The 21,274-nt window shown below is 60.6% G+C and carries 18 protein-coding genes; 7 read left to right on the top strand and 11 right to left on the bottom strand.

Annotated elements, in window-relative coordinates:
• Positions 1 to 2: 2 nt before the first annotated feature.
• Both ACOI6Z_RS03270 and ldcA read right to left on the bottom strand, forming a co-directional pair.
• Positions 3 to 1,736 carry a potassium/proton antiporter gene (locus ACOI6Z_RS03270; RefSeq protein WP_087827134.1) on the bottom strand — a complete coding sequence of 578 codons (1,734 nt, stop codon included), beginning with the start codon at positions 1,734 to 1,736 and terminating at the stop codon, positions 3 to 5.
• 92 nt (positions 1,737 to 1,828) lie between these two features.
• The gene (gene ldcA, locus ACOI6Z_RS03275) at positions 1,829 to 2,743 is read right to left on the bottom strand and encodes a muramoyltetrapeptide carboxypeptidase (protein ID WP_044523947.1); all 915 of its coding nucleotides are present in this window, start codon (positions 2,741 to 2,743) and stop codon (positions 1,829 to 1,831) included.
• Positions 2,744 to 2,918: 175 nt separating this feature from the next.
• Between ldcA and emtA the strand changes: the two genes are divergently transcribed.
• On the top strand, positions 2,919 to 3,530 hold the full coding sequence (gene emtA / locus ACOI6Z_RS03280; protein ID WP_044523945.1) for a membrane-bound lytic murein transglycosylase EmtA: 612 nt from the start codon (positions 2,919 to 2,921) through the stop codon (positions 3,528 to 3,530).
• A 32-nt stretch (positions 3,531 to 3,562) separates the two neighbouring features.
• Here emtA and ACOI6Z_RS03285 read toward each other — a convergent pair whose 3' ends face one another.
• From ACOI6Z_RS03285 to ACOI6Z_RS03300, 4 genes are all read right to left on the bottom strand, one after another.
• Positions 3,563 to 4,387: a hypothetical protein gene (locus ACOI6Z_RS03285; protein WP_044523943.1), complete on the bottom strand. Its 825-nt coding sequence runs from the start codon at positions 4,385 to 4,387 to the stop codon at positions 3,563 to 3,565.
• 12 nt (positions 4,388 to 4,399) lie between these two features.
• Positions 4,400 to 5,119: a hypothetical protein gene (locus tag ACOI6Z_RS03290; RefSeq protein ID WP_224222698.1), complete on the bottom strand. Its 720-nt coding sequence runs from the start codon at positions 5,117 to 5,119 to the stop codon at positions 4,400 to 4,402.
• 311 nt (positions 5,120 to 5,430) lie between these two features.
• Positions 5,431 to 7,551 (bottom strand): TonB-dependent siderophore receptor, encoded by a 2,121-nt coding sequence (locus ACOI6Z_RS03295; RefSeq protein WP_420686940.1) that lies wholly within the window; start codon positions 7,549 to 7,551, stop codon positions 5,431 to 5,433.
• Positions 7,552 to 7,806: 255 nt separating this feature from the next.
• The gene (locus ACOI6Z_RS03300) at positions 7,807 to 9,540 is read right to left on the bottom strand and encodes an alpha,alpha-trehalase (protein WP_023290200.1); all 1,734 of its coding nucleotides are present in this window, start codon (positions 9,538 to 9,540) and stop codon (positions 7,807 to 7,809) included.
• A gap of 486 nt (positions 9,541 to 10,026) precedes the next feature.
• Between ACOI6Z_RS03300 and ACOI6Z_RS03305 the strand changes: the two genes are divergently transcribed.
• From ACOI6Z_RS03305 to ACOI6Z_RS03330, 6 genes are all read left to right on the top strand, one after another.
• Positions 10,027 to 11,466 (top strand): circularly permuted type 2 ATP-grasp protein, encoded by a 1,440-nt coding sequence (locus ACOI6Z_RS03305; protein ID WP_004180417.1) that lies wholly within the window; start codon positions 10,027 to 10,029, stop codon positions 11,464 to 11,466.
• On the top strand, positions 11,460 to 12,389 hold the full coding sequence (locus ACOI6Z_RS03310) for an alpha-E domain-containing protein (protein WP_002910835.1): 930 nt from the start codon (positions 11,460 to 11,462) through the stop codon (positions 12,387 to 12,389). The genes ACOI6Z_RS03305 and ACOI6Z_RS03310 overlap by 7 nt, the downstream gene beginning before the upstream one ends.
• Entirely contained in the window at positions 12,386 to 13,201 is an 816-nt protein-coding gene (locus tag ACOI6Z_RS03315; RefSeq protein ID WP_032453344.1) for a transglutaminase family protein, read from the top strand. Before ACOI6Z_RS03310 ends, ACOI6Z_RS03315 begins: the two co-directional genes overlap by 4 nt.
• 16 nt (positions 13,202 to 13,217) lie before the next feature.
• On the top strand, positions 13,218 to 13,964 hold the full coding sequence (locus tag ACOI6Z_RS03320) for a proteasome-type protease (RefSeq protein WP_032453343.1): 747 nt from the start codon (positions 13,218 to 13,220) through the stop codon (positions 13,962 to 13,964).
• A gap of 422 nt (positions 13,965 to 14,386) precedes the next feature.
• Positions 14,387 to 15,373: a fatty acid desaturase gene (locus ACOI6Z_RS03325; RefSeq protein WP_074186617.1), complete on the top strand. Its 987-nt coding sequence runs from the start codon at positions 14,387 to 14,389 to the stop codon at positions 15,371 to 15,373.
• Positions 15,366 to 16,166, top strand: a complete 801-nt coding sequence (locus ACOI6Z_RS03330) for a phosphate/phosphite/phosphonate ABC transporter substrate-binding protein (protein WP_064154409.1) — start codon at positions 15,366 to 15,368, stop codon at positions 16,164 to 16,166. The genes ACOI6Z_RS03325 and ACOI6Z_RS03330 overlap by 8 nt, the downstream gene beginning before the upstream one ends.
• Positions 16,167 to 16,213: 47 nt before the next feature.
• Here ACOI6Z_RS03330 and ACOI6Z_RS03335 read toward each other — a convergent pair whose 3' ends face one another.
• From ACOI6Z_RS03335 to ACOI6Z_RS03355, 5 genes are all read right to left on the bottom strand, one after another.
• The gene (locus ACOI6Z_RS03335; protein ID WP_309297080.1) at positions 16,214 to 17,638 is read right to left on the bottom strand and encodes an LLM class flavin-dependent oxidoreductase; all 1,425 of its coding nucleotides are present in this window, start codon (positions 17,636 to 17,638) and stop codon (positions 16,214 to 16,216) included.
• Complete coding sequence (locus ACOI6Z_RS03340; RefSeq protein WP_065812656.1) at positions 17,616 to 18,515, bottom strand: ABC transporter substrate-binding protein; 900 nt, start codon at positions 18,513 to 18,515, stop codon at positions 17,616 to 17,618. Before ACOI6Z_RS03340 ends, ACOI6Z_RS03335 begins: the two co-directional genes overlap by 23 nt.
• Positions 18,516 to 18,576: 61 nt before the next feature.
• The gene (locus ACOI6Z_RS03345; RefSeq protein WP_048297792.1) at positions 18,577 to 19,245 is read right to left on the bottom strand and encodes an ABC transporter permease; all 669 of its coding nucleotides are present in this window, start codon (positions 19,243 to 19,245) and stop codon (positions 18,577 to 18,579) included.
• On the bottom strand, positions 19,245 to 19,874 hold the full coding sequence (locus tag ACOI6Z_RS03350) for an ABC transporter permease (RefSeq protein WP_023290192.1): 630 nt from the start codon (positions 19,872 to 19,874) through the stop codon (positions 19,245 to 19,247). Before ACOI6Z_RS03350 ends, ACOI6Z_RS03345 begins: the two co-directional genes overlap by 1 nt.
• Entirely contained in the window at positions 19,867 to 20,838 is a 972-nt protein-coding gene (locus ACOI6Z_RS03355; protein ID WP_420686942.1) for an ABC transporter ATP-binding protein, read from the bottom strand. Before ACOI6Z_RS03355 ends, ACOI6Z_RS03350 begins: the two co-directional genes overlap by 8 nt.
• Positions 20,839 to 21,274: the final 436 nt, after the last annotated feature.

Below are 21,274 nucleotides of genomic sequence, written 5' to 3' on the forward strand. Positions count from 1 at the left end.
GATCACTCCGCCTCGTCTTCCGCGACCCGGACCCCTACCTTCAGCACGTGATCGTTCTCTTTTTCCGCTACTGTCCACACCATCCCGGCGAACTCTACCTGGTCGCCCACCACCGGCGCGGCGCCCAGCAGCTGCTGAACCACTTCCCCCAGCGACTGCTGATGTTCGCGGAACTCCTCTCCGCCGTCGATGCCGTAGATTTGCGCCACATCGGCGAAGCGGGCCTCGGCATCAAGGATAAAGTCGCCGAAAAAGCGCTGATCGAGCGCCACCGGCGGCGACTGGCTGAACATTTTGCCCAGCGCAGGCAGGTCGTGTTCCCGGCCAATGACGCACAGGATATCGCCTTCCCGCAGGCGGGTGCTGCCGGTGGGGTGCAGCAGGGCATTGTTGCGAAACAGCGCGGCAATCCGCGTCTCCGGCGGCATATGCAGGTCACGCAGCGCCGCGCCGATGCACCATTTATCGGCCCCCAGCTGGTAGACGAACTGCTCCCACGGGTTTTCCGGGTGAATATCCAGCCCGACGCGGGAGATGGGCCAGCTGATGGGCGGCACCACCACTTTGGCTTTTTTCGCCGCCCACGATAGCGAGGTGCCCTGCAGCAGCAGCGACACCAGCACCACGAAGAAGGCGACATTGAAGAACAGGCGGGCGTTGTCCAGGCCGGCCATCATCGGGAACACCGCGAGAATAATCGGCACCGCGCCGCGCAGGCCAACCCAGCTGATAAACACCCGTTCACGGAGGTTAAACCCGCGGAACGGCAGCAGACCGGCAAACACCGACAGCGGACGGGCAATGAAAATCATCCACATCGACAGCAGCAGCGCCGGAATAGCGATCGGCAGCAGGTCGGAGGGCGTCACCAGCAGGCCCAGCACCAGGAACATGGCGATTTGCGCCAGCCACGCCAGACCGTCGAAGTTCTGCAGGATACCGTGCCGGTTGCGGATCGGCCGATTGCCCAGCAAAAAGCCGCAGAGATAGACGGCGAGGATACCGCTGCCGTCGAGGGTGGTGGTGACGGCGAAAATCATGATCCCGCCGCTCAGCGCCAGCAGCGGATAGAGCCCGGCGGGCAGCACGATGCGGTTGATCATCTGCAGCAGCAGGTAGCCGCCGCCGAGGCCGATGGCGATCCCGAGGCCAAACTGCTGAATGATATGCACGGCGAACATCCAGCTGAGGCCGGTCTGGTGCTGCTGGATCATTTCGATCAGGGTGATGGTCAGGAAAACCGCCATCGGGTCGTTACTGCCTGACTCAATTTCCAGCGTCGAGCCGACGCGCTCGTTGAGCCCCTTGCCGCCGAGCAGCGAGAAGACCGCTGCGGCGTCGGTGGAGCCGACAATGGCGCCGATCAGCAGGCCTTCGATCATATCCAGTTTGAACAGCCAGGCCGCCATCATCCCGGTGAGCGCCGAAGTGATCAGCACCCCGACTGTCGCCAGCGACAGCGCCGGCCACAGCGCGACGCGAAAGGAGCTGGCCTGGGTGCGCATCCCGCCGTCCAGCAGGATCACCGCCAGCGCCAGGTTACTCACCATGTAGGCGAAGGGGTAGTTGTCGAAGGGGATGCCGCCGATGCCGTCAATGCCTGCCAGCATCCCGATAGCCAGAAAGATGACCAGAATCGGGATGCCAAGGCGAGAAGAAAAGGAGCTCAATAAGATACTGCAGGTTACTAAAACAGAACCCAGAATAAACAGACTAATGACCGCAGCGGCGTCCAATGTTCACGTACTCCCTGACTGGCGTGAAAAAATGGCTAAAAGTGACACTATTTTAACAATTCGCAGGGGATCCGCCTATGCGTCTGACAAATTTATTCTGCCAGCACCGGGTGGCCGCTGATTGTCAGGGTGGTGGCCGCCGCCTGATTCACCAGCCGCGCGCGCGCCCCCAGCGGCAGGGTCACCGTGCGCTGCTCGTGACCAAACTCCAGTCCGCTAATCATCGGAACAGAGAGCTGCTGGCGCAGGTAATCAAAGACCTGCGGCAGGTCGTAACCCGCGTCATAGTCGTTCGGCGTGCCGCCGGTGAAGCTGCCGAAGATCACCGCCTTTTGCGCCGCCAGTACGCCGCTGTGCAATAGCTGAAGCAGCATGCGTTCGACGCGGAACGGGTGCTCATTGATATCCTCCACCACCAGGATGCCGTCGCGGATCGCCGGCAGCCACGGGGTGCCGATAAGCGAGGTCAGCATCGCCAGATTCCCGCCCCACAGGGTGCCTTCCACCCGGCAGTTCGGCCCTTCGCCCGGCCATTCGAGGGTGAATTCCGGCTGGCGCAGCGCCTGCCAGAAATGGTGTTCGGTAAACGGATCGAGGGTCTCCGCGCCGAAGTTGCCCGCGAGCATCGGCCCGCTGAAGGTGACGACATTGCCCAGGGCCAGCAGGCCCGACTGGATGGCGGTGAAATCGCTGTGGCCGCAAATCAGCAGCGGGTCGCGCTGCTGGCGGGCAATCAGCCCCTGCCAGTCGATATGCGGCAGCAGACGACTGGCGCCGTAGCCGCCGCGCACCGCGAGGACGATCCGGTTGCGCCCGGGCAGCTGGGCAAGCTGGTTAATATCGGCCAGCCGTTCATGTTCAGTCCCGGCGAAACGCTGCAGCCGGCGGGGAATGACCTGCTGGTGGGCCACCTCGTGTCCGGCCTGCTGCAGACGCTCGACGCCGCGGGCCGCCGCCTGCTGGTTGATGCAATAACCGGATGGCGCGACCAGATAAAACTGAGACATGATAATTCCTTGCTATGAATGAAAGGGTTATGATGCCGCCTGGAATGGCGATTGTCATCTCCAGGTGGCTAACTTCAGTCCGCACCCGTCATCCTTCTGGCTGTCGGCGGGCGGGGGACGTACCGCTGCCGTCGTTCTGCAGCATGATGGCGTTTGGGTAGATAAGGATAGATGTGTGAAATTGAGATGGTTGCTTATTTTAGTCGTTTTTCTGGCCGGTTGTAGTTCGAAACATGATTACACCAATCCGCCGTGGAACCCCGAGGTCCCGGTGAAGCGGGCGATGCAGTGGATGCCGATCAGTGAAAAAGCCGGCGCCGCCTGGGGCGTGGATCCGCAGCTGATCACGGCGATCATCGCCATCGAGTCGGGCGGTAACCCTGCGGTAGTGAGTAAATCCGGCGCCGTCGGGCTGATGCAGCTTAAGCCGTCGACCTCCGGACGCGATGTCTATCGGCGAATGGGCTGGCGCGGCGAGCCGTCGGTCAGCGAGCTGAAAAACCCGGAACGGAATATCTCGATGGGGGCCGCCTATCTGAGCATTCTGGAAAACGGCCCGCTGGCGGGGATCAAAGACCCGCAGGTGATGCGCTATGCGGTGGTGGTCTCCTACGCCAACGGCGCGGGCGCGCTGCTGCGCACCTTCTCGTCAAACCGGCAGGACGCCATCGAGGATATTAACGATCTCGACGCCGATGAGTTCTTCGAGCATGTGGTGAAAAAACACCCGGCTCCGCAGGCGCCGCGCTATATCTGGAAGCTGCAGAAAGCGCTGGATGCCATGTAGCCTTACCTTCGCCCCGCCGGTCTGGCGGGGTCCTAATCCTCGGTACGCAGCGACGTGATAACGCTAATCGGCGCTATTAACGCTTTATATTCCCGGTAGCGCTCGGGAAGCGATTCCACGCCGTTTACCGCCACGCAGAGCATGGCCGTCGCGTCATCCTCCTGAGCGCCTTTATGCGCTAACGCTTTTTGTAACGCATTGATGCAGGCATGGGCGTCATGATGCGAAATGCCGTTGATATCGAGACGAATGGTTTTGCAAATGGCCTCTGTCCATAATCCGCCCCACAGAACGCAACCCGTGGGCATGAGCAGGCAACTGAAGATGCTGTAAGCGGTGAGGTCGAGCCAGATAACGGTCTTACTGACAACGATAACGCAGAGGGCGATCGAAGGGATGCTGATGGCCAGCATATTCCATCCGCGGCGCAGCGGACTTAAGGCTAAACCCGCGCTTGCTATCTGTTCCTGCCAGAGGTTACGTCCGGCAATACTCAGGCTGCAGGGCAGATCTTCATGACACGGCTTTCGCACCGCAAAATGGTCAAATAGTATGCTTTCAATGACGTTCATTTCGTGGTTTGCATAGCGTCCGTTGGCCAAAACCTGCCCGGGCTCCGGGCTCCACAGATGCTTATTACTGAGTAAGCTGAACATTGCCAGCTGAATCACCCGGGTCCCTTCTCCGGTCAGCCAGGCCAGCAGCCAGGGGCTAACCTCCATCGCGTGCGGCTGGGGCTGAGCCGCTGGCCGCGTCAGGATAATCATTATACCGATAGCAATATAGATACCCGGGACGATAAGCATAAAACCGCCGAGAAACAGCAGTGGATGCAGATGCATCATAAAATGCCACATACCATCCCCTCGTTAATCCAGCCTCTGCAGACAAAAGGGATACTTAATAAGGTTGATGATTTTTACATATTCACCAAATCTTTCGGGAAGCAGGGCGGTTTTACCGATCGCCACGCAATAATCGGCGTTTTCATCGGTCAGGGTGTCTGCGTCAGCAATAAGCGTCTCCTTCAGGGTATCAATATAGTGATGAAAGATATTAACGGCGATCCCTTCCCGGTCCAGCCGGGTGGCATTTAAGGTGATGCATAACAGCCACAGCCACCACAGGCCGGAAATCATCCCCATTGTCAGCCAGCTGAATACGCTGGAGTGAATTATCGCCTGATTATCAAAAAGCGTTTTCCAGGCGAGCGCGGCGATTAATAGCAGGGAGGGCGCGGCAATCAATATCATATTCCACATGTGGTGCGTCGGGCTGAGCCGTAGCCCTTGGCTGTAAGGATCGGTGGTCCAGTGGTTCTTTTCGGCGACGTGCAGAGAAAGCGGCAGATCCTGGTAACTGGATTTTGGCGTAGCGAAATGGTCAAACAGTATTTTTTCCACACAGGTCATTTTGCATTCTGCGTACTGCTGATTAGCGCAAAGCTGAATATCCTCCGCCGAAGGGATAAGGGTGACATAGTTTTTTCTTAACAGCCTGAACATGGCCAGCTGAATGACGCTGGTGGCGCTATTATGCAGCCAGGCTAAAAAAGAGGGAGACAGGGAATAGGGGAGCGGAACAGGCATGCTTTTTTCAGTGGCGCGGGTTTTCGCAATAATTATATTTACCAGAATATATATCACTGTGGTGGATGATATATGGTAACCCATAAATGATAACGGATGTAAATTGGCGAGATAGCTAACGAAAGGGTTCACTTTTATTCCTTGTGAGCGTCCTAACCTGTTTTCGCCAGCATATTAAGTCCTCTCATCACAGGGGGCAAGTGAAATAATGGCTTGGCATCTTTAAGTCAATATTAGCCATCAAAGCGTGACGTCACCTGTTAACGAAAGCCTCCGCCGTCACGGGCGGAGGCTTATCTTTACGCTGTCAGTTAAAAGTCGTAGCCGACGGTAGCCATCACGCTGCGCTCTGCTCCCCAGTAGCAGTTGCCGGTGCCGTAGCAGCCGGAAACGTATTCACGATTGCCGATATTGTTGGCGTTAACCTGCACATAAGCGCCTTTCAGCCCCGGCGACCAGACGCCGAGGTCGGCCCGCATCATGGCATCCATCAACGTCACCGACGGCAGCCGCGCGGTGTTGGCATCATCCGCCCACTGTTTGCCGATGTAGCGGACGCCGGCGCCCACCGAGATCCCCGCCGGGAACTGATAGCGCGCCCAGAAGGAGGCCATCTGATCCGGGGTCAGCTGCGGCGTGTTGTTGTCGGTACCGTCCTTAGTGTCCTGGAAGCGCAGACGATTCCAGGTATACGAGGCGATAGTGCTCAGCTGCGGCGTGATCTGATGGTGCGCTTCCAGTTCGACGCCCTGGGAATGCACTTTCCCCGCAGGAATATAGGTGGCGGTGGCGATGTTCGGGTCGCGGGTGGCGACATCCTTTTGCGTCAGGTCGTAAATCGCGATGCTATAGAGGTCGCTTCTGCCCGGCGGCTGGAACTTCAGGCCGGCTTCAAACTGTTCGGCGGTGGTCGGTTTCAACGGTTTGCCATCCGCGCCGGGCAGCATCGCCGGCGTAATCGCCTGACTGTAGCTCAGATAGGGTGAAAGCCCGTTGTCCAGAGCGTACAACAGCGAGGCGCGGCCGCTGATATGATCGTCTGAACGGCGGTTCGAGGTGCCCTGGGTGTCGCTGACCTGCTGGGAAACGATGCGGTCATAGCGGGCGGAAACATCCATATGCCAGCGGTCCCAGACCATCTCATCCTGCAGATACAGCCCGGTCTGGTAGTAGCGGCGATTATTGTCATCGCTGTAGGTCACGGTATGCCCGGTCTGGGCGGTATAGCCGGTAAACGGGTTAAGCGGCGCCGCGCCGCCGGCGCCGGTCCACAGATCGTTGCGGAAGCGATGATATTCGGCGCCGAGGATCAGGGTATGCGCCAGATCGCCAGTGTTGAAATCGGCGCGCAGGCGGTTATCGGTTGACCAGCCGTCCAGCGAACCGCGCGAGCCGCTGTAGCCGCGGGCCAGACTATCGCTGTCATCTATCCAGCCGACCTGGTAGACCTGATCGAGGGAGACGTTGGTGTGGGTGTAGCTCCCGGCGGAATAGACCGACCAGACGTCGGTGAACTGGTGGTCAAACTCATAGCTGTAGATCTGCTGACGGCGCTGATAGCCATCTCCCGGATCGCCCTCGTTGGTGCTGGTGGAGAGCTTACGGCCATTGTGCGCGAAGCGGGTGCCGTCCAGCGGCAAAGAGCCATGATAGCCGCCGGAAGGATCTTTTTGCAGATAGGCGCGCAGCAGCAGCGAGGTGTCGCTGTCCGGCTGCCACAGCAGGGAAGGCGAAATGGCGTAGCGCTCTTCGCGGGTATGGTCATACTGCGTGTCGCTGCTGCGGGTCATACCGATCAGCCGCCATGCCCACTGCTCATTGATGGCGTCGGTGTAATCGAAGGCCGCACCTTTGGTATTTTGCGTTCCGCCAGTCAGGCGGACGTGGCCCTGCTGACTGAACTGCGGGCGCTTGGAGGTCAGGTTGACCACGCCGCCCGGCACGCTTTGCCCGTAGAGCGCGGAGGAAGGGCCGCGGATCACATCGACGCGTTCGATAAACCATGGGTCGATCTGCACAACGTTATGGCTGCCGCCGTCGCTCATCAGGCGCATGCCGTCGAGGAACAGGTTATCGACGTCGCCGCCGTGGTAGCCGCGCAGGGAGATGGCGTCAAACCGGGTGGCGCCGCCGCCGAAGCTGGAGTAGACCCCTGGGGTATATTCCAGCGCCTGGCTGATGGTATTCGCCCCCTGATCCGCCATCTGCTGGCGGGTGACAACCGACACCGACTGGGCGGTGGTGATTAACGGCTGGTCGGTTTTCGTCGCCCCGAGCGAGGTGCTGGCGCTATAGCCTTCAGTCGGCGCGCTGGCAGACGCCGGCGGGCTGGCCGTCACCACCACCGTCTCTTCGGCCTGCGCGGTGAAGGGAAGTGCGACCGCGAGGGCGTACAGCAGCCTCGGGCGTTTTCGAGAAATAGCCACGTTCATAAGATCATCCTGAACCAGCGCGGTCTGGTACTCCTGTACGCCGCCGCGGGAAAAACGAATCTGTCATTATTCGTTAAAAAGTAATGCGAATTATTATTGTTTGTATTTGTGCAATCAAGCGAAAAGGTGACCTGTTCAGCGCGAGGGGGTGGAGAGGTGTTTCCCGCGAGCCGCAGAATGGCCCTGCGCGGGAGGGGCGTGACCAGGGAGACCGCTTCACCCCTACCGATTTTGGTAGGGGGAAGCGGAACAGCGTCAGGAGCCGGTCTTTTGCGGTGCCGCAGGGGCGGGGTCGTTAGCGGCGGGTTTGTCCTGTAATGAAGGCGTTGTCGCCGGACGGGTGGCGGGCAGCGCATCGCAGGGTTTCTCCTGCGGGCAGATCAGGTCCAGCATCTTAAGGGTGACGCCGTTGGTCCAGCCAAAACCGTCCTGCAGTGGATATTCCCCACCGCCGCCGCCGGTGCCGGTTGAACTCACATCATACTTCTCCACCAGCTTTTGTTTGCTGTCATAGGTATGCTGCACGTTGGTCAGGAAACGCCAGCTGACCTCCATGGCGATCTTCTGCTGGCCATAGTTTTGCAGCCCCTCGACGGCCACCCACTGCAGCGGCGCCCAGCCGTTGGGGGCGTCCCACTGCTGGCCGCTGTTGACGGTGGTGGTGGTCAGCCCGCCGGGTTTGAGCAGCCGTGACTCGGCGGCGGCCGCCACTTTCGTCGCCCGCTCGCGTGACGCGGCATTGACGTACAGCGGGAACAGCGCCGCGGCGGTCAACTGATTGCGCACCTTGTGGCTTTTCAGATCGTAATCGGCGTACCACCCCTCTTTTTCATTCCACAGGTATTTCTCGATAGCCTGCTGGCGGGTGTTGGCCAGCGCATCGTACCGCGTAGCGCCGGCGCTGTCCCCCGCAGCTTTACTGGCGCGGGCGAGGGTTTTCTCCAGATGGAACATCAGGGCATTGAGATCGACCGGGACAATCGAGGTGGTGCGAATGGTGGCGAGCTGCTGCGGATTGTCCATCCAGCGGGAGCTGAAATCCCAGCCGGAAGCGGCGGCGGAGCGCAGGTCGCGATAGATCTCGGTGGCCGGACGATTCGGGTTGCTTTTGGCGGTTTTGACGTCGTCAAGCCAGGACTCGGGGCGTGGGGTGTCGTTATCGTCCCAGTAGCGGTTGAGCAGCGCGCCATCGGCCATCCGCACCGCCCGTTTGTCGGCGCTGCCGGGAGCCAGCGCGTCCGCCCCGGCCATCCAGTAGCGATACTCTTTCTCCAGCTGCGGCTGGTAGGTTTTCAGCACCTGGTCGCCATCGTGCGTCGCCAGCAGGCTTACCATAAAGGAGAAGAAGGGGGGCTGTGAACGGCTGAGGTAATAGGTGCGGTTTCCGTTGGGGATATGGCCCCAGGTGTCAATTTCCGCGGCGAAGTTGGCGACCATATCTTCGACTTTATCCCAGTGACCGCTTTCGGCAAGACCCAGCATGGTGAAATAGCTGTCCCAGTAATAGACTTCGCGAAAGCGTCCTCCGGGGACCACGTAGGGCTTAGGCAGCGGCAGCAGCGAGTCCCACTTTTCCACCTCGACGGTGCTGCGGGTCAGGACCGGCCACAGGCCGTCGATATGCTGACGCAGGGTTTGCCCTTTGGGCGGCACATAGGTGTCGTTCTCTTTCGGCAGCGTGAAGTTCAGCTCGACGAAGTGGCGCAGGTCGAAGCTGGCCTGGTTTTTTTGCATCCGGTAATCGGCAAGGATCATCAGCGGATCGCTGTTAGGGATCGCGTCGGCGAAGGTTTTTTGATCGGCAAAGAGCTTCGCGCTCTGGACATCATTGAACAACGGGCCCAGCAGAATATCCGGCGAGGGTGGCGGCGCGGTTTTGCCGTCTTCCGCCTGGACATTCAGGCTCATCAGGGCGAGCAGGGCGCCGCCGATCGCCAGGCGCAGGGAACAGGGCAAAGCAGCGGGACGATGTGCATCAGTACTCGTCATGGGGAGTTCTCCTTATCATTATCGACTGCGGGCCACGACGTTTGGCCATCCAAAAACCTTAGACGAATATCTGCCGCTGCGCGTGTCAGGGGTAACATTTTGCGCGAAAACAGAGGATTTACCTGCCTGGTTTTCTGCTACAACTGCCGGCAAAGCGATTAGTCTTACAGACAAGCCAACGCGCCCGGGCCACTGGCCACGGCGCGCTGGAGGCGAATACCAGCGGATCGAGAAGGGTTGTGAGGCCCGGCCTGCGGCACACTGGCTGACGGCGCTGGCGTCCACCATGGCGCAAAAATCGTCGCCCTGCCTCACGACGGTGCAACCGCAGCCGGGCGCAGGCGGCCATTGTGGCGATTTTTTGCACAATCAGACGGCGGGTCAGAACCGATTTGCACAACGCCGCGGCGGCGGATGACCTGGCATAATTAATGCTTATCTCTTACCGGGATTACCACAAAGTGAGTACAACCGGAGGAGACGGCCATGATAAAAATAACGCTTCCTGACGGGCATTATTATGACGAGATGCTGACCGCCCAGGGTGAACAGCGGCCGCACTATAATGCCTGGTGGCAATGGTTTCGCAACACCGATCAATTCTCTATCCGGCAGAAAAAAGCGCAAGCGGAACTGCTCTTTCACCGTATCGGCATCACTTTTAACGTTTACGGCGAGGATGAAGGGACCGAGCGGCTGATCCCGTTTGACAGCGTGCCGCGGATCATCCCCGCCGGGGAGTGGCAGCGCATTGACCGCGGTATACGCCAGCGGGTGAAAGCGCTGAACGCTTTCCTCTATGACATCTATCATGAGCAGAATATCCTGCGTGCGGGGCTGATCCCGGCCGAACAGGTGCTGGCCAACGAGCAGTATCAGCCGTGCATGCAGGGCATCAACCTGCCAAACAACACCTATGCCCATATCACCGGCGTCGATATGGTGCGCAATAACGACGGACAGTACTACGTGCTGGAGGATAATCTGCGCACGCCGTCCGGTGTCTCCTACATGCTCGAAAACCGTAAGATGATGATGCGCCTCTATCCGGAGATGTTCGAGCAGCATCACATTGCGCCGGTGGAGCGCTACCCGAGCTACCTCCTGCAGACCCTGCGCGAAAGTTCGCTGGTGGATGATCCCTGCGTCGTGGTGATGACGCCGGGTCGCTTTAACAGCGCCTACTTCGAGCACAGCTTCCTGGCGCAGCAGATGGGGGTCGAGCTGGTGGAAAGCGCCGACCTGTTTATTAAAAACGGCGCGGTGTATATGCGCACCACCGAGGGGCCGCGGCGGGTGGATGTGATTTATCGCCGCATCGATGACGCCTGGCTCGACCCGCTGGCCTTCCGCGCCGATTCGATGCTCGGCGTACCGGGGCTGCTGTCCGTTTATCGCGCCGGCGGCGTGGTGCTGGCCAACGCCATCGGCACCGGGGTGGCCGACGACAAATCGATCTACCCGTACGTCCCGGAGATGATCCGCTTTTACCTCGGCGAACAGCCGATCCTCAGCAATATCCCCACCTGGCAGTGCCGGAAAGCGGAGGACCTGCGCTACGTGCTGAGCAATCTGGAGCTGATGGTGGTCAAGGAGGTCCATGGCGCCGGGGGCTACGGCATGCTGGTCGGCCCGCGTTCCACCAAAGAAGAGCGGGAGGCCTTCCGCCAGCGCCTGCTGGCCAATCCGGCCAACTATATCGCCCAGGACACCCTCGCGCTGTCGACCTGCCCGACCTTCGTTGATGAAGGGCTGTCGCCGCGGCATATCGATTTACGCCCCTACGTACTGTCCGGGCAGGAGATGCGGCTGGTGCCTGGCGGCCTGACCCGCGTGGCGCTGACCGAAGGGTCGCTGGTGGTCAACTCGTCGCAGGGCGGCGGAACCAAGGATACCTGGGTGATGGAGGATGACGCATCATGCTAAGTCGTACGGCGAGTGAACTGTTCTGGATGGCCCGCTATCTTGAGCGGGCGGAGAGCTACGCCCGGGTGCTGGACGTGACCTGGAAATTATCAATGATCCCACGCCACAGTCAGCAGTCGCGGGATCTGGCGCTGCCGCTGAATTTGTCGATGACCCACGAGCTGTTTCAGGCGCGCCACGCCCGCTTTACCATGAGCAATCTGCTCAACTTTTTTGCCCTCGATGGCAACAACCCCTGCAGTATTTACAGCTGCGTGGAGATGGCGTGGAACAACGCGCACGCGGTGCGCGGCAGTCTGTCGGCCGAAGTGTGGGAGAGCATCAATGCCACCCGCATCGAGCTGCGAACCCTCCGCCAGCAGGGGCTGGGCGAGCTGGGGAGCGACGGCTTTTTCGAGTGGGTGAAAGAGCGGGTGCATCTGTTTCGCGGGGCGGTGATTGGCACGCTGCTGCGCAACGATGCCCTGAGCTTTATCGGTATCGGCACGCTGATCGAGCGTGCGTTCGCCACCACCCAGCTGCTGCTGATTAAGGATCAACAGCTGACCAACGATCCGGACCCGGTGCGCGAATACTACCGGCTGGATACCCTGCTCAATGCGGTCAGCGCCCGCGAAGCATACAACAGCCTCTACCGCCAGCCGGTCAGTCGCGAAACGGTGATGGAGCTGCTGATCCTGCGTAACGATATTCCACGTTCGCTGCGCGCCAGCATTGCCGACCTGGTGGGCGAACTGGAGAAGATCGCCAACGATCGCTCCTATCAGCCGCTGCGCCTCGCCCATCAGCTCAACGTTGACCTGCGCTTCAGCACCCGTGACGACCTGGCGCAGGCGGACCTGCAGACCACGCTTAACGGACTGCTGGCGAGAATTAACGCCCTGTCCGACAGCATCAGACAAACCTATCTGGAGGCCTTATGAAACTGGTCATCGATCATCTCACCCGCTACGGCTACGATGAAGAAGTGAAGTTTTCCACCCAGTATCTGCGCCTGACGCCGCGCAGCACCGGACGGCAGACCATCACCGCCTGGACGCTGACCCTGCCGGACGGCGCGGCGGTGACTACTACCGACGGCTGGGGCAATGTGCTGCATGTGCTGACGCTGGATAACCCGCACAAAGAGATCACCATCCGCGCCAGCGGGATTGTCGATATCGCCGACGAGGGGGAAGAGACGCGTGATGAAGAGGCCGAGCTGCTGTCGCCGCTGGTTTTTCTGCGCTCTACGCCGCTGACCCGCGCCGATACGGCGATCCGCGAGTTTGCCCAGCGCCTCTATCGTCCCGATGCGGCGGAAGAGAGTTTGAATCAACTGATGGCGGATCTGCTGTTAAGAATGCCATACTCCCCCGGCGCGACCCAGGTGCAGGACTCCGCTGCCGACGCCTTCGCCCGGGCGAAGGGTGTGTGCCAGGATCATACCCATGTTTTTCTCGCCTGCTGCCGGGCGCTGGACATCCCGGCGCGCTACGTCAGCGGCTATGTCTACAGCGATAACGCCCAGCATGTGGCGATGCATGCCTGGGCGGAAGTGTGGCTCGACGGCCGCTGGCTGTCGTTTGATATCACCAATAATACCCGTCGTCTGAATCAGCATCTGCGGCTGGCGACCGGGCTGGATTATCTCGACGCCTGCCCGGTACGGGGCACCCGGTTGGGCGGCGGCGGGGAGATTATGTTAACCAACGCTGAAGTGCGCGAACACAGCCAGCAGGCGCAGCAGCAATAATACGGGAATAACCGCAATGACCTACTGTGTGGCCATGTGCCTGGCGGATGGACTGGTGTTTGCTTCCGACTCCCGCACCAACGCGGGCGTCGACCATATTGCCACTTTTAAAAAGCTGCACGTTTTCCATCAGGAAGGGGAACGGGTGCTGGTGCTGCAATCCGCCGGCAACCTGGCCACCACCCAGAGCGTGATAAGCCTGCTCAGCGCGCGGATCCGTACCCAGCAGGAGCCGAACCTGATGCAGGTAACTTCCCTCTACGACGCCGCCATGCTGATCGGGAAAACGCTGCTGGAGGTGATCCAGCGCGACAGCAGCAACCAGCAAAACTGCAGTAACACCAACTTCAACTGCAACCTGCTGCTTGGCGGCCAGATCGCCGGTGAAACCCATCGTCTGTTCCATATTTATCCGGAGGGTAACTTTATTGAAGCCACCCGCGACACGCCTTATTTCCAGATTGGCGAAAGCAAATACGGCAAGCCGATCATCGATCGGGTGCTGACCATCGATACGCCGCTGGAGCAGGCGATGTGCTGCGCGTTGATCTCCATTGACTCGACGCTGCGCAGTAATCTGTCCGTCGGTCTGCCGCTGGATACGCTGCTCTACCGCAGCGGCAGCCTGAGCAGCGCCGGGCAGCATCGCATCACCGACAGCGATCCCTACTTCAACCGCATCCGCAAGGCGTGGTCGGAAGGGCTGTTGCACACCTTCCGGACCCTGCCGACCTGGACCCCAGCGGAGCGGGAAGAGGAGTAGTCTCTGCGCCGCTCCGCCGGCCACGCCGGCGCGAAGGCGGATAAGGCGCCAGCCCCCAGCGGGCAAGAAAGGGGGTACGTTGCCTGCGGTGGATTGCCGGGCGGCGCTGCGCTAACACCGGCCTGCAGTGACCGGGGATCGACGTTCATCCCGTAGGCCCGGCAAGCTTAGCGCCGCCGGGCGATGGGCCATCTTAACCGGATGGTGGTTGCAGCGAACGTCTCCCCTTAACTCATACCACGGCTGTCAGAATCCCACGCTATTTGCACGCCATCGACCCGTTGCGCCATCGACGGCATTCTCTGATTCATGCGGAACGCAAACGCGCTTTTTGGCAAAGCTAAGTAAATTAAATACTTTGTTATTTAACGTGTTATCTCACATCTTCGGAGGAAATGAGGCAACACGGCAAGGTATGGGAAGTGAAGGAAAAGAAGACGGCTGTCTATGTGGATGAGCAACAGCGCATCCTGATCCGCCAGCTGGCGCGCAGCTGGCTGTGGCGCAGCGAGCTGCCGACCTGGCTGCTGATTGTGACGGTTTACGGCGGCTGGTTTGCCTGTGTGACGAGCTGGCGGACGCTGGGACTGTTTCCGGCCACGCTGCTGCTAATCTGGTTTACCGCCTGGTATATGTCCTTACAGCATGAGCTGATCCATGGGCATCCCACCCGGCTGGCATGGTTCAACCAGCTGCTGGGGACGCTGCCGCTGGCGGTCTGGTATCCCTACGGCGTCTACCGCGACAGCCATCTGGCGCACCATCGCAACCATCTGCTGACGCACCCCGAGGACGACCCCGAGTCGTACTATGTGACGGCGGAAAGCTGGCAGCGCTTCTCTGCCTGGCAGCGCCGTCTTATCCACCTGCGCAATACCTTCTGGGGGCGTCTGCTGCTGGCGCCGCTGATGGATATCGTTCACACCCTGCGTAGCGCGCTGCGGGCTTTCCGCGCGGGCGACCGCCGCGCCATCGCCATGTGGAGCCTGCATCTGTTTCTGTTGACGGGTCTGCTGGCCTGGATGGCGGCGCAGGGTTTTTCCCCGCTGTGGTTTGTGCTGGCGGTGAGCTACCCGGCGCTGGCCCTGACCAAAGTGCGCTCTTTTCTCGAACACCGGGCCGCGGATGACCCGCTGGCCCGCTCGGTGATCAACGAGGCCGGGCTCCCCTGGCGGGTGCTGTTCCTCAATCTCAACTACCATGCGGTACATCATGACCTGCCAGGGGTCCCCTGGTACGCTTTACGTCGGCTGTATCTGCATCGCCAGACGGCTTATCTGCAGCGTAATCAGGGGTTCCTGGTGCGCGGGTACGGTGAGTGGCGACGCCATTTTAGCCGCCGGGCGGTGGCGGTGAACGCCCATCCAGGCTTTGGCGAACAGGCGCAGGCGGGAGGAGAACATGGCTGAACGTATGACCTTTCCCATGTATGCCATCCACCGACAACAGACCCAGGCCCTGTGGCTGGCGGTGCAGTCGCTGCTGGCTGAACGCGGCGTGAGGGTGGCGGGGGACCCTCCGGCGGCCGATCCCGAGGATCTGCTGGCCCACTGGCGCCAGCCGAGGCTGGTGCTGAGCCAGACCTGTGGCTATCCGCTGGTGACCCAGCTGCCGGAGGTGCAGACGGTGGGCTGCTTCCACTACGCCGCGCCCGGTTGCGAGGGGCGCCGCTACCGCAGCCTGCTGGTGGTCCGCGAAGCGGATAGTCACCGGATGCTGGCGGACTTTTTTGGCCGCCGCGCGGTGTGCAATGCCGAGCACTCGCAGTCTGGCTACAACGTGCTGCGCAAAATGGTCGCGCCGCTCTCCCGGCAGGGGCGATTTTTTTCGGCGGTGGTGTTCAGCGGCAGCCATCGGCAGTCGCTGCGCGAGCTGCAGCAGGAAAACGCCGATATCGCCGCCATCGACTGCGTGACCTACGCTCTGCTGCAGCGCCATCAGCCGGAGGCCCTGGCAGGCCTGGCGGCGATCGGCTGGAGCCCGGCCGCGCCAGGGCTGCCGCTGATCACCGCCGGCGCCACCCCGGCGGCGACGCTGAACAGCCTGCGCGAGGCGCTCCAGCAGCTGGTGAGCGATGCGCGCTATCGTCCCCTGTGCGACGCCTTGCTGATCTGCGGCTATAGCGATATGTCGCGGGAGGCCTATGCTCCGCTGCTGGCGTGGCGGGATGAGGCCGCGGCGCTGGGGGTCAGTCAGCTGTAGGTAAAATGCCCCGGCCAGCGATCTGCCCCGGGGCGGGCCATGGCAAGCTACGGCGTCGGCGGTAACGCGGGACGGGGCGGGGCGGTGAAGCGGTTTTCCACCGCCGGCAGACCGAGCTTTTCACGCAGGGTGCCGGGCGGATAGCGGTCGCGCATGACGCCGTTACGCTGCAGAAGCGGCACCACCTGGTCAATAAAGCGGTCAAAGTCTCCCGGCAGCAGCGGGAACATCAGGTTGAACCCATCGGCGGCGCCTGCCTGCCAGGTCTCCGTTAAGGTGGCGGCAATCTCCTCGGCGCTGCCCAGCAGCAGCCAGCTATCAGAACTCTGTAATAACAACTTCCCCAACTCCAGCAGAGTGAGCTGCGGATCGTACTGGCGGATAAGCTTCAGCGCGGTACGGATGCCGTCAAAGCTCTCTTCATTGGGGAGCGGCGGCAGAGGTTGGTCCCGCGGCAGGGCGCTGAGATCCATTCGAAGATAAGAGGAGAGCAGATCGATAGCCATCTGGTCGCTCATGAGCTGCTCGTTAAGCTGCTGGCGGGCCGCCTTCTCCTCGCCGGCGTTCACCACCACCGGCAGGACCCCGGCGATGATTTTGAAATGGGCTGGATCGCGCCCGTGCTGGCGCAGCCGCTGGTTCATCTCTTCGCGATAGGCCAGCCCTTCGGCGACCGAATGAATAAACACGAAGTGCATATCAGACCAGGCGGCGGCCAGCGCTTTTCCCGCCTCCGAAGAGCCGGCCTGCACCAGCAGCGGATGGCCCTGCGGCGGGCGAGGTACGTTGAGCGGGCCGCGGACACGGAAGTACTCGCCCTGATAGTCGAGGTGATGCACCTTGTCGGCATCGGCGAAGACTCCGCGCGCTTTATCAAAGATTGCCGCGCCATCTTCCCAGGAATCCCACAGGCGAGTGACCACGTCGATGAATTCATTGGCCCGCTGGTAGCGGGTGCCGTGGCGGGGAAGCTGCTCCAGACCGAAGTTTGCCGCTTCTTCTTCCAGCCACGACGTCACCACATTCCAGCTTGCCCGGCCATTGCTGAGGAAATCCAGCGAGGCAAAGTAACGGGCGAGATTATAGGGTTCGTTATAGGAGGTCGACGCGGTGGCCATCAGGCCGATATGCTCCGTTACCGCGGCGAGGGCGGAGAGCAGCGTCAGGGGTTCAAGCCGGGCGTTGGCATAGTGGCTCAGGCCGCTGGGCACCGTATCCCACACCGCGATATGGTCGGCGACAAAGATAGCGTCCAGGGTCGCCGCTTCGGCCTTACGCGCCAGGCTGGCGTAATAGTCGAGGGTAAATATGTCCGCTTCAGGCGCGTCAGGGTGGCGCCAGGAGAAACGGTAATCCCCCTGTGGGTTATAAAAGAAGAGGTTCAGGATCATGTGTCGGTTAGACATAGCGTAGACTCGCGGCTGAACGCCATCCGTGGCGGGGTGACGGTCAGTGTTGGGATAGGTTGGCATTAACCCACTGTTCGGCGACGGCCGCCGGATCTTTATGCTGGAGATCTACCTGCTGGTTGAGGGCAATCAGCGTGGCATTGTCCAGCTTGCCGGAAACCTCATTGAGCACGGCGCCTATCTCCGGCGTCAGACTGGCTTTGCGCACCAGCGGCACCACGTTCTGACTCGGTTGTTCATGTTTATCATCCTCGAGGACCACCCATTTCTCCTTCGCCAGATTGCCCTGGGTGGAGACGACCGTCGCGACGTCGATTTTGCCCGAATTGAGCGCCAGCCGGGTGAGCGGCCCACCCATGTCCAGCGATTTCACCGCTTTGAACTCAAGACCATAGACGCGCTTCAGCCCCGGCAGGCCCAGGGCACGTACCGCCAGCTCCGGCGGTCCGCCGATCACCAGCTGCGGGGCGACGGGCTTCAGGTCGGAGAGGGTGCGCAGATGGTATTTATCCGCGGTCTCGGCACGTACCGCCCAGGCGGTGATCGAGGTGGCCGGGGCCGGGTTCAGCAGGGTGAAATCGGCGGGCAGGGCCTGGGCCAGCTCTGCGCTGACGTCCTGCTGGCTGGTGGCCTCGGTTTTGCCGTTATAGAAATTGAGCAGGGCGCCAAGATATTCCGGAACGATATCGATCTCACCGCTCTGCAGCGCCGGAATAATAATTTCCCGGTTGCCGAGGTTGAGACGGGTGTTGGCCTCAATATGATTTTTCTTTAGCGCGCTGGCGTAGATGTTGGCGAGAATGGAGCTTTCGGTAAAGTTGGCCCCGCCCACGGTGACGCCGGCGGCAAAGGTGTTAACGCTCAGACTGAAGAGCCCGGCGGCCAGCAGCGAGAGACGAAATCGACGGGCGGTGACGGCCTTGCCAAATAATTGCTTCATAATACCTCTTGTATTTTCAGGTTAATCAGCGCCAGGCGCTGAGGGTAATGTCAGGTACACGCTAATAAGGCGCGGCAATTCGGCGGTGGGTCAAGCGTCCGGCGCAGCGGGCGAAAAGCAGTTCGCCGCCTATCGCCAGCAGGGAAACCACCAGCGAGCCGCCGATCACCTGCGGGATATCCCGTTGCCCGAGGCCATCGATCAGAAAACGTCCCAGCCCGCCCAGGCCGGCATAGGCTGCGACTACCGCCGTGGCGATAAGCTGGACCAGCGCGGTGCGCATCCCGGCGAGGATCAGCGGCGCCGCCAGCGGGATCCGCAGCTGCCACAGGCTTTGCCAGGGGGTCATACCCAGCGCGATGGCCGCATCGCACAGCGGGCGGTCGGCGTGATAAATCCCCACCCAGGTGTTAGTGAGAATGGGCGGAATAGAAAGCGCGATCAGCGCCGCCAGCACCGGGATATCGTTAAAGCCGAAAACGATGATGCATAATAAAATCAGCCCTAACGAAGGGAGGGCGCGGCCAAGATTAAACAGGTTGATCACCACGAAGGCGCCTTTGCGCCAGTAACCCAGGGCGATGCCGAGCGGCAGGGCAATGGCGCAGGCAACGGCCATGCTGACCAGCACGTAATATAGGTGTTGGCCCAGGCGCAGCAGGATGCCATCGTCGCCCAGCCAGTGCTCCGGCTGGGTTAACCAGTGAAAGGTGGCGAGAAGCAGCGTCATCATTTCGTCCACGGCGTTAGCCAGTCGCCGAGACGGGCAATCAGCCCGTCAAAGACCAGCGAAAGTACAAGACTGAGGACCAGGCTGACGACAATCGGTGTCAGAAAGTCCTGATTAAAGCCCGCCATCAGCAACTGCCCGAGCCCGCCCTGACCGATCAGCGCGGTGACAGTGACCAGGCCGACCAGCGTCACCGAGGCAATGCGCAGCCCGGCAAACAGAGAGGGCAGCAGCAGCCACAGCTCGATATCGAAGAAGCGGAAACCGCGGGTGTAGCCGAGCGCCCGCGCCGACTCCAGCGCCGCCTGCGGCAGCTTCTCCATGCCGGCCAGCACGTTGCGCAGCAGGATCAACAGCGAGTACAGCGTCAGGCCAATCAGCGAGGTGGTCAGCGACAGCCCGGTAAACGGCAGCAATAAAATAAACAGCGCCAGCGAGGGAATGGTAAACAGCACGCCGCAGAGGGTGATGAGCGGCTGCGCCGTCGCGGGCCAGCGCAGGGTAATGGCTAACAGGCCGCCGGTGAGCAGGGAGCCGAAAAACAGCGCCAGCAGGACCATCCGCGCATGCTGCCAGAGAAGATCGCCGATCATCGCGCGGTTATCGATAACCCAGCCCCAGTCAATCATGAGGTCTCACCCCCACCGCGCCGTCGAGCACCTGCTGCAGCAGGGCGTGGGACACCGCCCCCTGGTATTGTCCTTCGCTATCCACATGCACCAGCACGCCGGTCGCCACGTCGAGCAGCGCGCTGTAGGCGAAACGCAGGCTGTGGCTGCTGGCGATCGGCGTCAGCGCTTCGTCGAGCAGGGGGACATCGTGACGCGGCAGCTGGCCGACCTGAATCATACCCAGCCGTTTCAGATTGGGCTCCGGGCCGATAAAGCGGCGCACGAACTCGCTCGCCGGGTGGGCCAGAATACGGTCGGGGGTATCAAACTGCGCCAGCACGCCGCCTTCCTGGAAAATGGCGATTTTATCGCCGAGGCGGATCGCTTCATTGATGTCGTGGGTCACTAATACAATGGTTTTCTGCAGCCGCTGCTGCAACAGCAACAGCTCGTCCTGGAGGCGTTCACGGACCACCGGGTCGATGGCGGCGAAGGGCTCATCCATCAGTAAAATCGGCGGATCGGCGGCGATGGCGCGGGCGATGGCCACGCGTCCCTGCTGGCCGCCGGAGAGCTGATGCGGATAGCGGTGCAGCAGATGGCTGTCGAGCGACATCAGCGCTACCAGTTCGTCAATGCGCGCGCTGATGCGCGCTTTGCTCCAGCCCGCCAGCCGCGGCACGGTGGCGATATTTTGCGCCACGGTACGATGGGGAAAGAGCGCGGCGCTTTGCATCACGAAGCCGATCTGGCGGCGGACCTGGATAATATCAGCGTCAGCGAGGCGGACGCCCTGAATATAGACGTCGCCGCTGTCGGGAATATCCAGCTGGTTGATCATCCGCAGGATGGTGGTTTTTCCGCAGCCGCTCGGGCCGACGAAAGTGCAGAATTCGCCATGATCAATATCCAGACTGAGGTCGCGAATGGCCGGCTGGGCGCTGCCTGAATAGGTTTTGAAAAGATGCGCTAATTTTATCATGGCGGAATTCAACACTCTGAATAATAAAGTCCTGACCCGGAAAAAGTGGCGCCGGGATCCAGGCTCAAACTACAGAGCGCCTGCGGGGAGGGCAAATACGTTATTTGCATTTGCATAGTGAAAAGCTGGTTAATCAGTTGCGGTGGAAGAGAGGCCGGGAGGTTGTTTTATGGATTTGTGATCGGCAACACAAATGACTGCCTGCCAGGCGCCGCAAAAGATAAATTGCCAGGGTTGATTTTAATCAAAGTATGACCGCCTGCGATATGGCGGAAAAAGCCGCCCCCTCCGCCGCACAAGAAAAACAAGATTGTGAATTTAATGTTTCTTTGATGTAAATAATGCCTGCGCCTTTTTCCCGCCCGCCGCCGATAAAATGTGATGCCAAACCGACTTGTCGTTAAATAATGGCGTTGATTATGTCCGCTTTTTATTC

The organism is Klebsiella sp. C239, assembly GCF_048822715.1.
Classification (GTDB): domain Bacteria; phylum Pseudomonadota; class Gammaproteobacteria; order Enterobacterales; family Enterobacteriaceae; genus Klebsiella; species Klebsiella quasipneumoniae.

What these genes read in the sequence shown, in the direction of transcription:
- ACOI6Z_RS03315 (WP_032453344.1), top strand. Translation starts at nt 12,386, where the DNA reads ATGAAACTGGTCATCGATCATCTCACCCGCTACGGCTACGATGAAGAA.
- ACOI6Z_RS03345 (WP_048297792.1), bottom strand. Translation starts at nt 19,245, where the DNA reads ATGACGCTGCTTCTCGCCACCTTTCACTGGTTAACCCAGCCGGAGCAC.
- ACOI6Z_RS03290 (WP_224222698.1), bottom strand. Translation starts at nt 5,119, where the DNA reads ATGCCTGTTCCGCTCCCCTATTCCCTGTCTCCCTCTTTTTTAGCCTGG.
- ACOI6Z_RS03310 (WP_002910835.1), top strand. Translation starts at nt 11,460, where the DNA reads ATGCTAAGTCGTACGGCGAGTGAACTGTTCTGGATGGCCCGCTATCTT.
- ACOI6Z_RS03300 (WP_023290200.1), bottom strand. Translation starts at nt 9,540, where the DNA reads ATGACGAGTACTGATGCACATCGTCCCGCTGCTTTGCCCTGTTCCCTG.
- ACOI6Z_RS03285 (WP_044523943.1), bottom strand. Translation starts at nt 4,387, where the DNA reads ATGTGGCATTTTATGATGCATCTGCATCCACTGCTGTTTCTCGGCGGT.
- ACOI6Z_RS03295 (WP_420686940.1), bottom strand. Translation starts at nt 7,551, where the DNA reads ATGAACGTGGCTATTTCTCGAAAACGCCCGAGGCTGCTGTACGCCCTC.
- ACOI6Z_RS03330 (WP_064154409.1), top strand. Translation starts at nt 15,366, where the DNA reads ATGGCTGAACGTATGACCTTTCCCATGTATGCCATCCACCGACAACAG.
- ACOI6Z_RS03305 (WP_004180417.1), top strand. Translation starts at nt 10,027, where the DNA reads ATGATAAAAATAACGCTTCCTGACGGGCATTATTATGACGAGATGCTG.
- ACOI6Z_RS03335 (WP_309297080.1), bottom strand. Translation starts at nt 17,638, where the DNA reads ATGCCAACCTATCCCAACACTGACCGTCACCCCGCCACGGATGGCGTT.
- ACOI6Z_RS03340 (WP_065812656.1), bottom strand. Translation starts at nt 18,515, where the DNA reads ATGAAGCAATTATTTGGCAAGGCCGTCACCGCCCGTCGATTTCGTCTC.
- ACOI6Z_RS03355 (WP_420686942.1), bottom strand. Translation starts at nt 20,838, where the DNA reads ATGATAAAATTAGCGCATCTTTTCAAAACCTATTCAGGCAGCGCCCAG.
- ACOI6Z_RS03350 (WP_023290192.1), bottom strand. Translation starts at nt 19,874, where the DNA reads ATGATTGACTGGGGCTGGGTTATCGATAACCGCGCGATGATCGGCGAT.
- ACOI6Z_RS03320 (WP_032453343.1), top strand. Translation starts at nt 13,218, where the DNA reads ATGACCTACTGTGTGGCCATGTGCCTGGCGGATGGACTGGTGTTTGCT.
- ldcA (WP_044523947.1), bottom strand. Translation starts at nt 2,743, where the DNA reads ATGTCTCAGTTTTATCTGGTCGCGCCATCCGGTTATTGCATCAACCAG.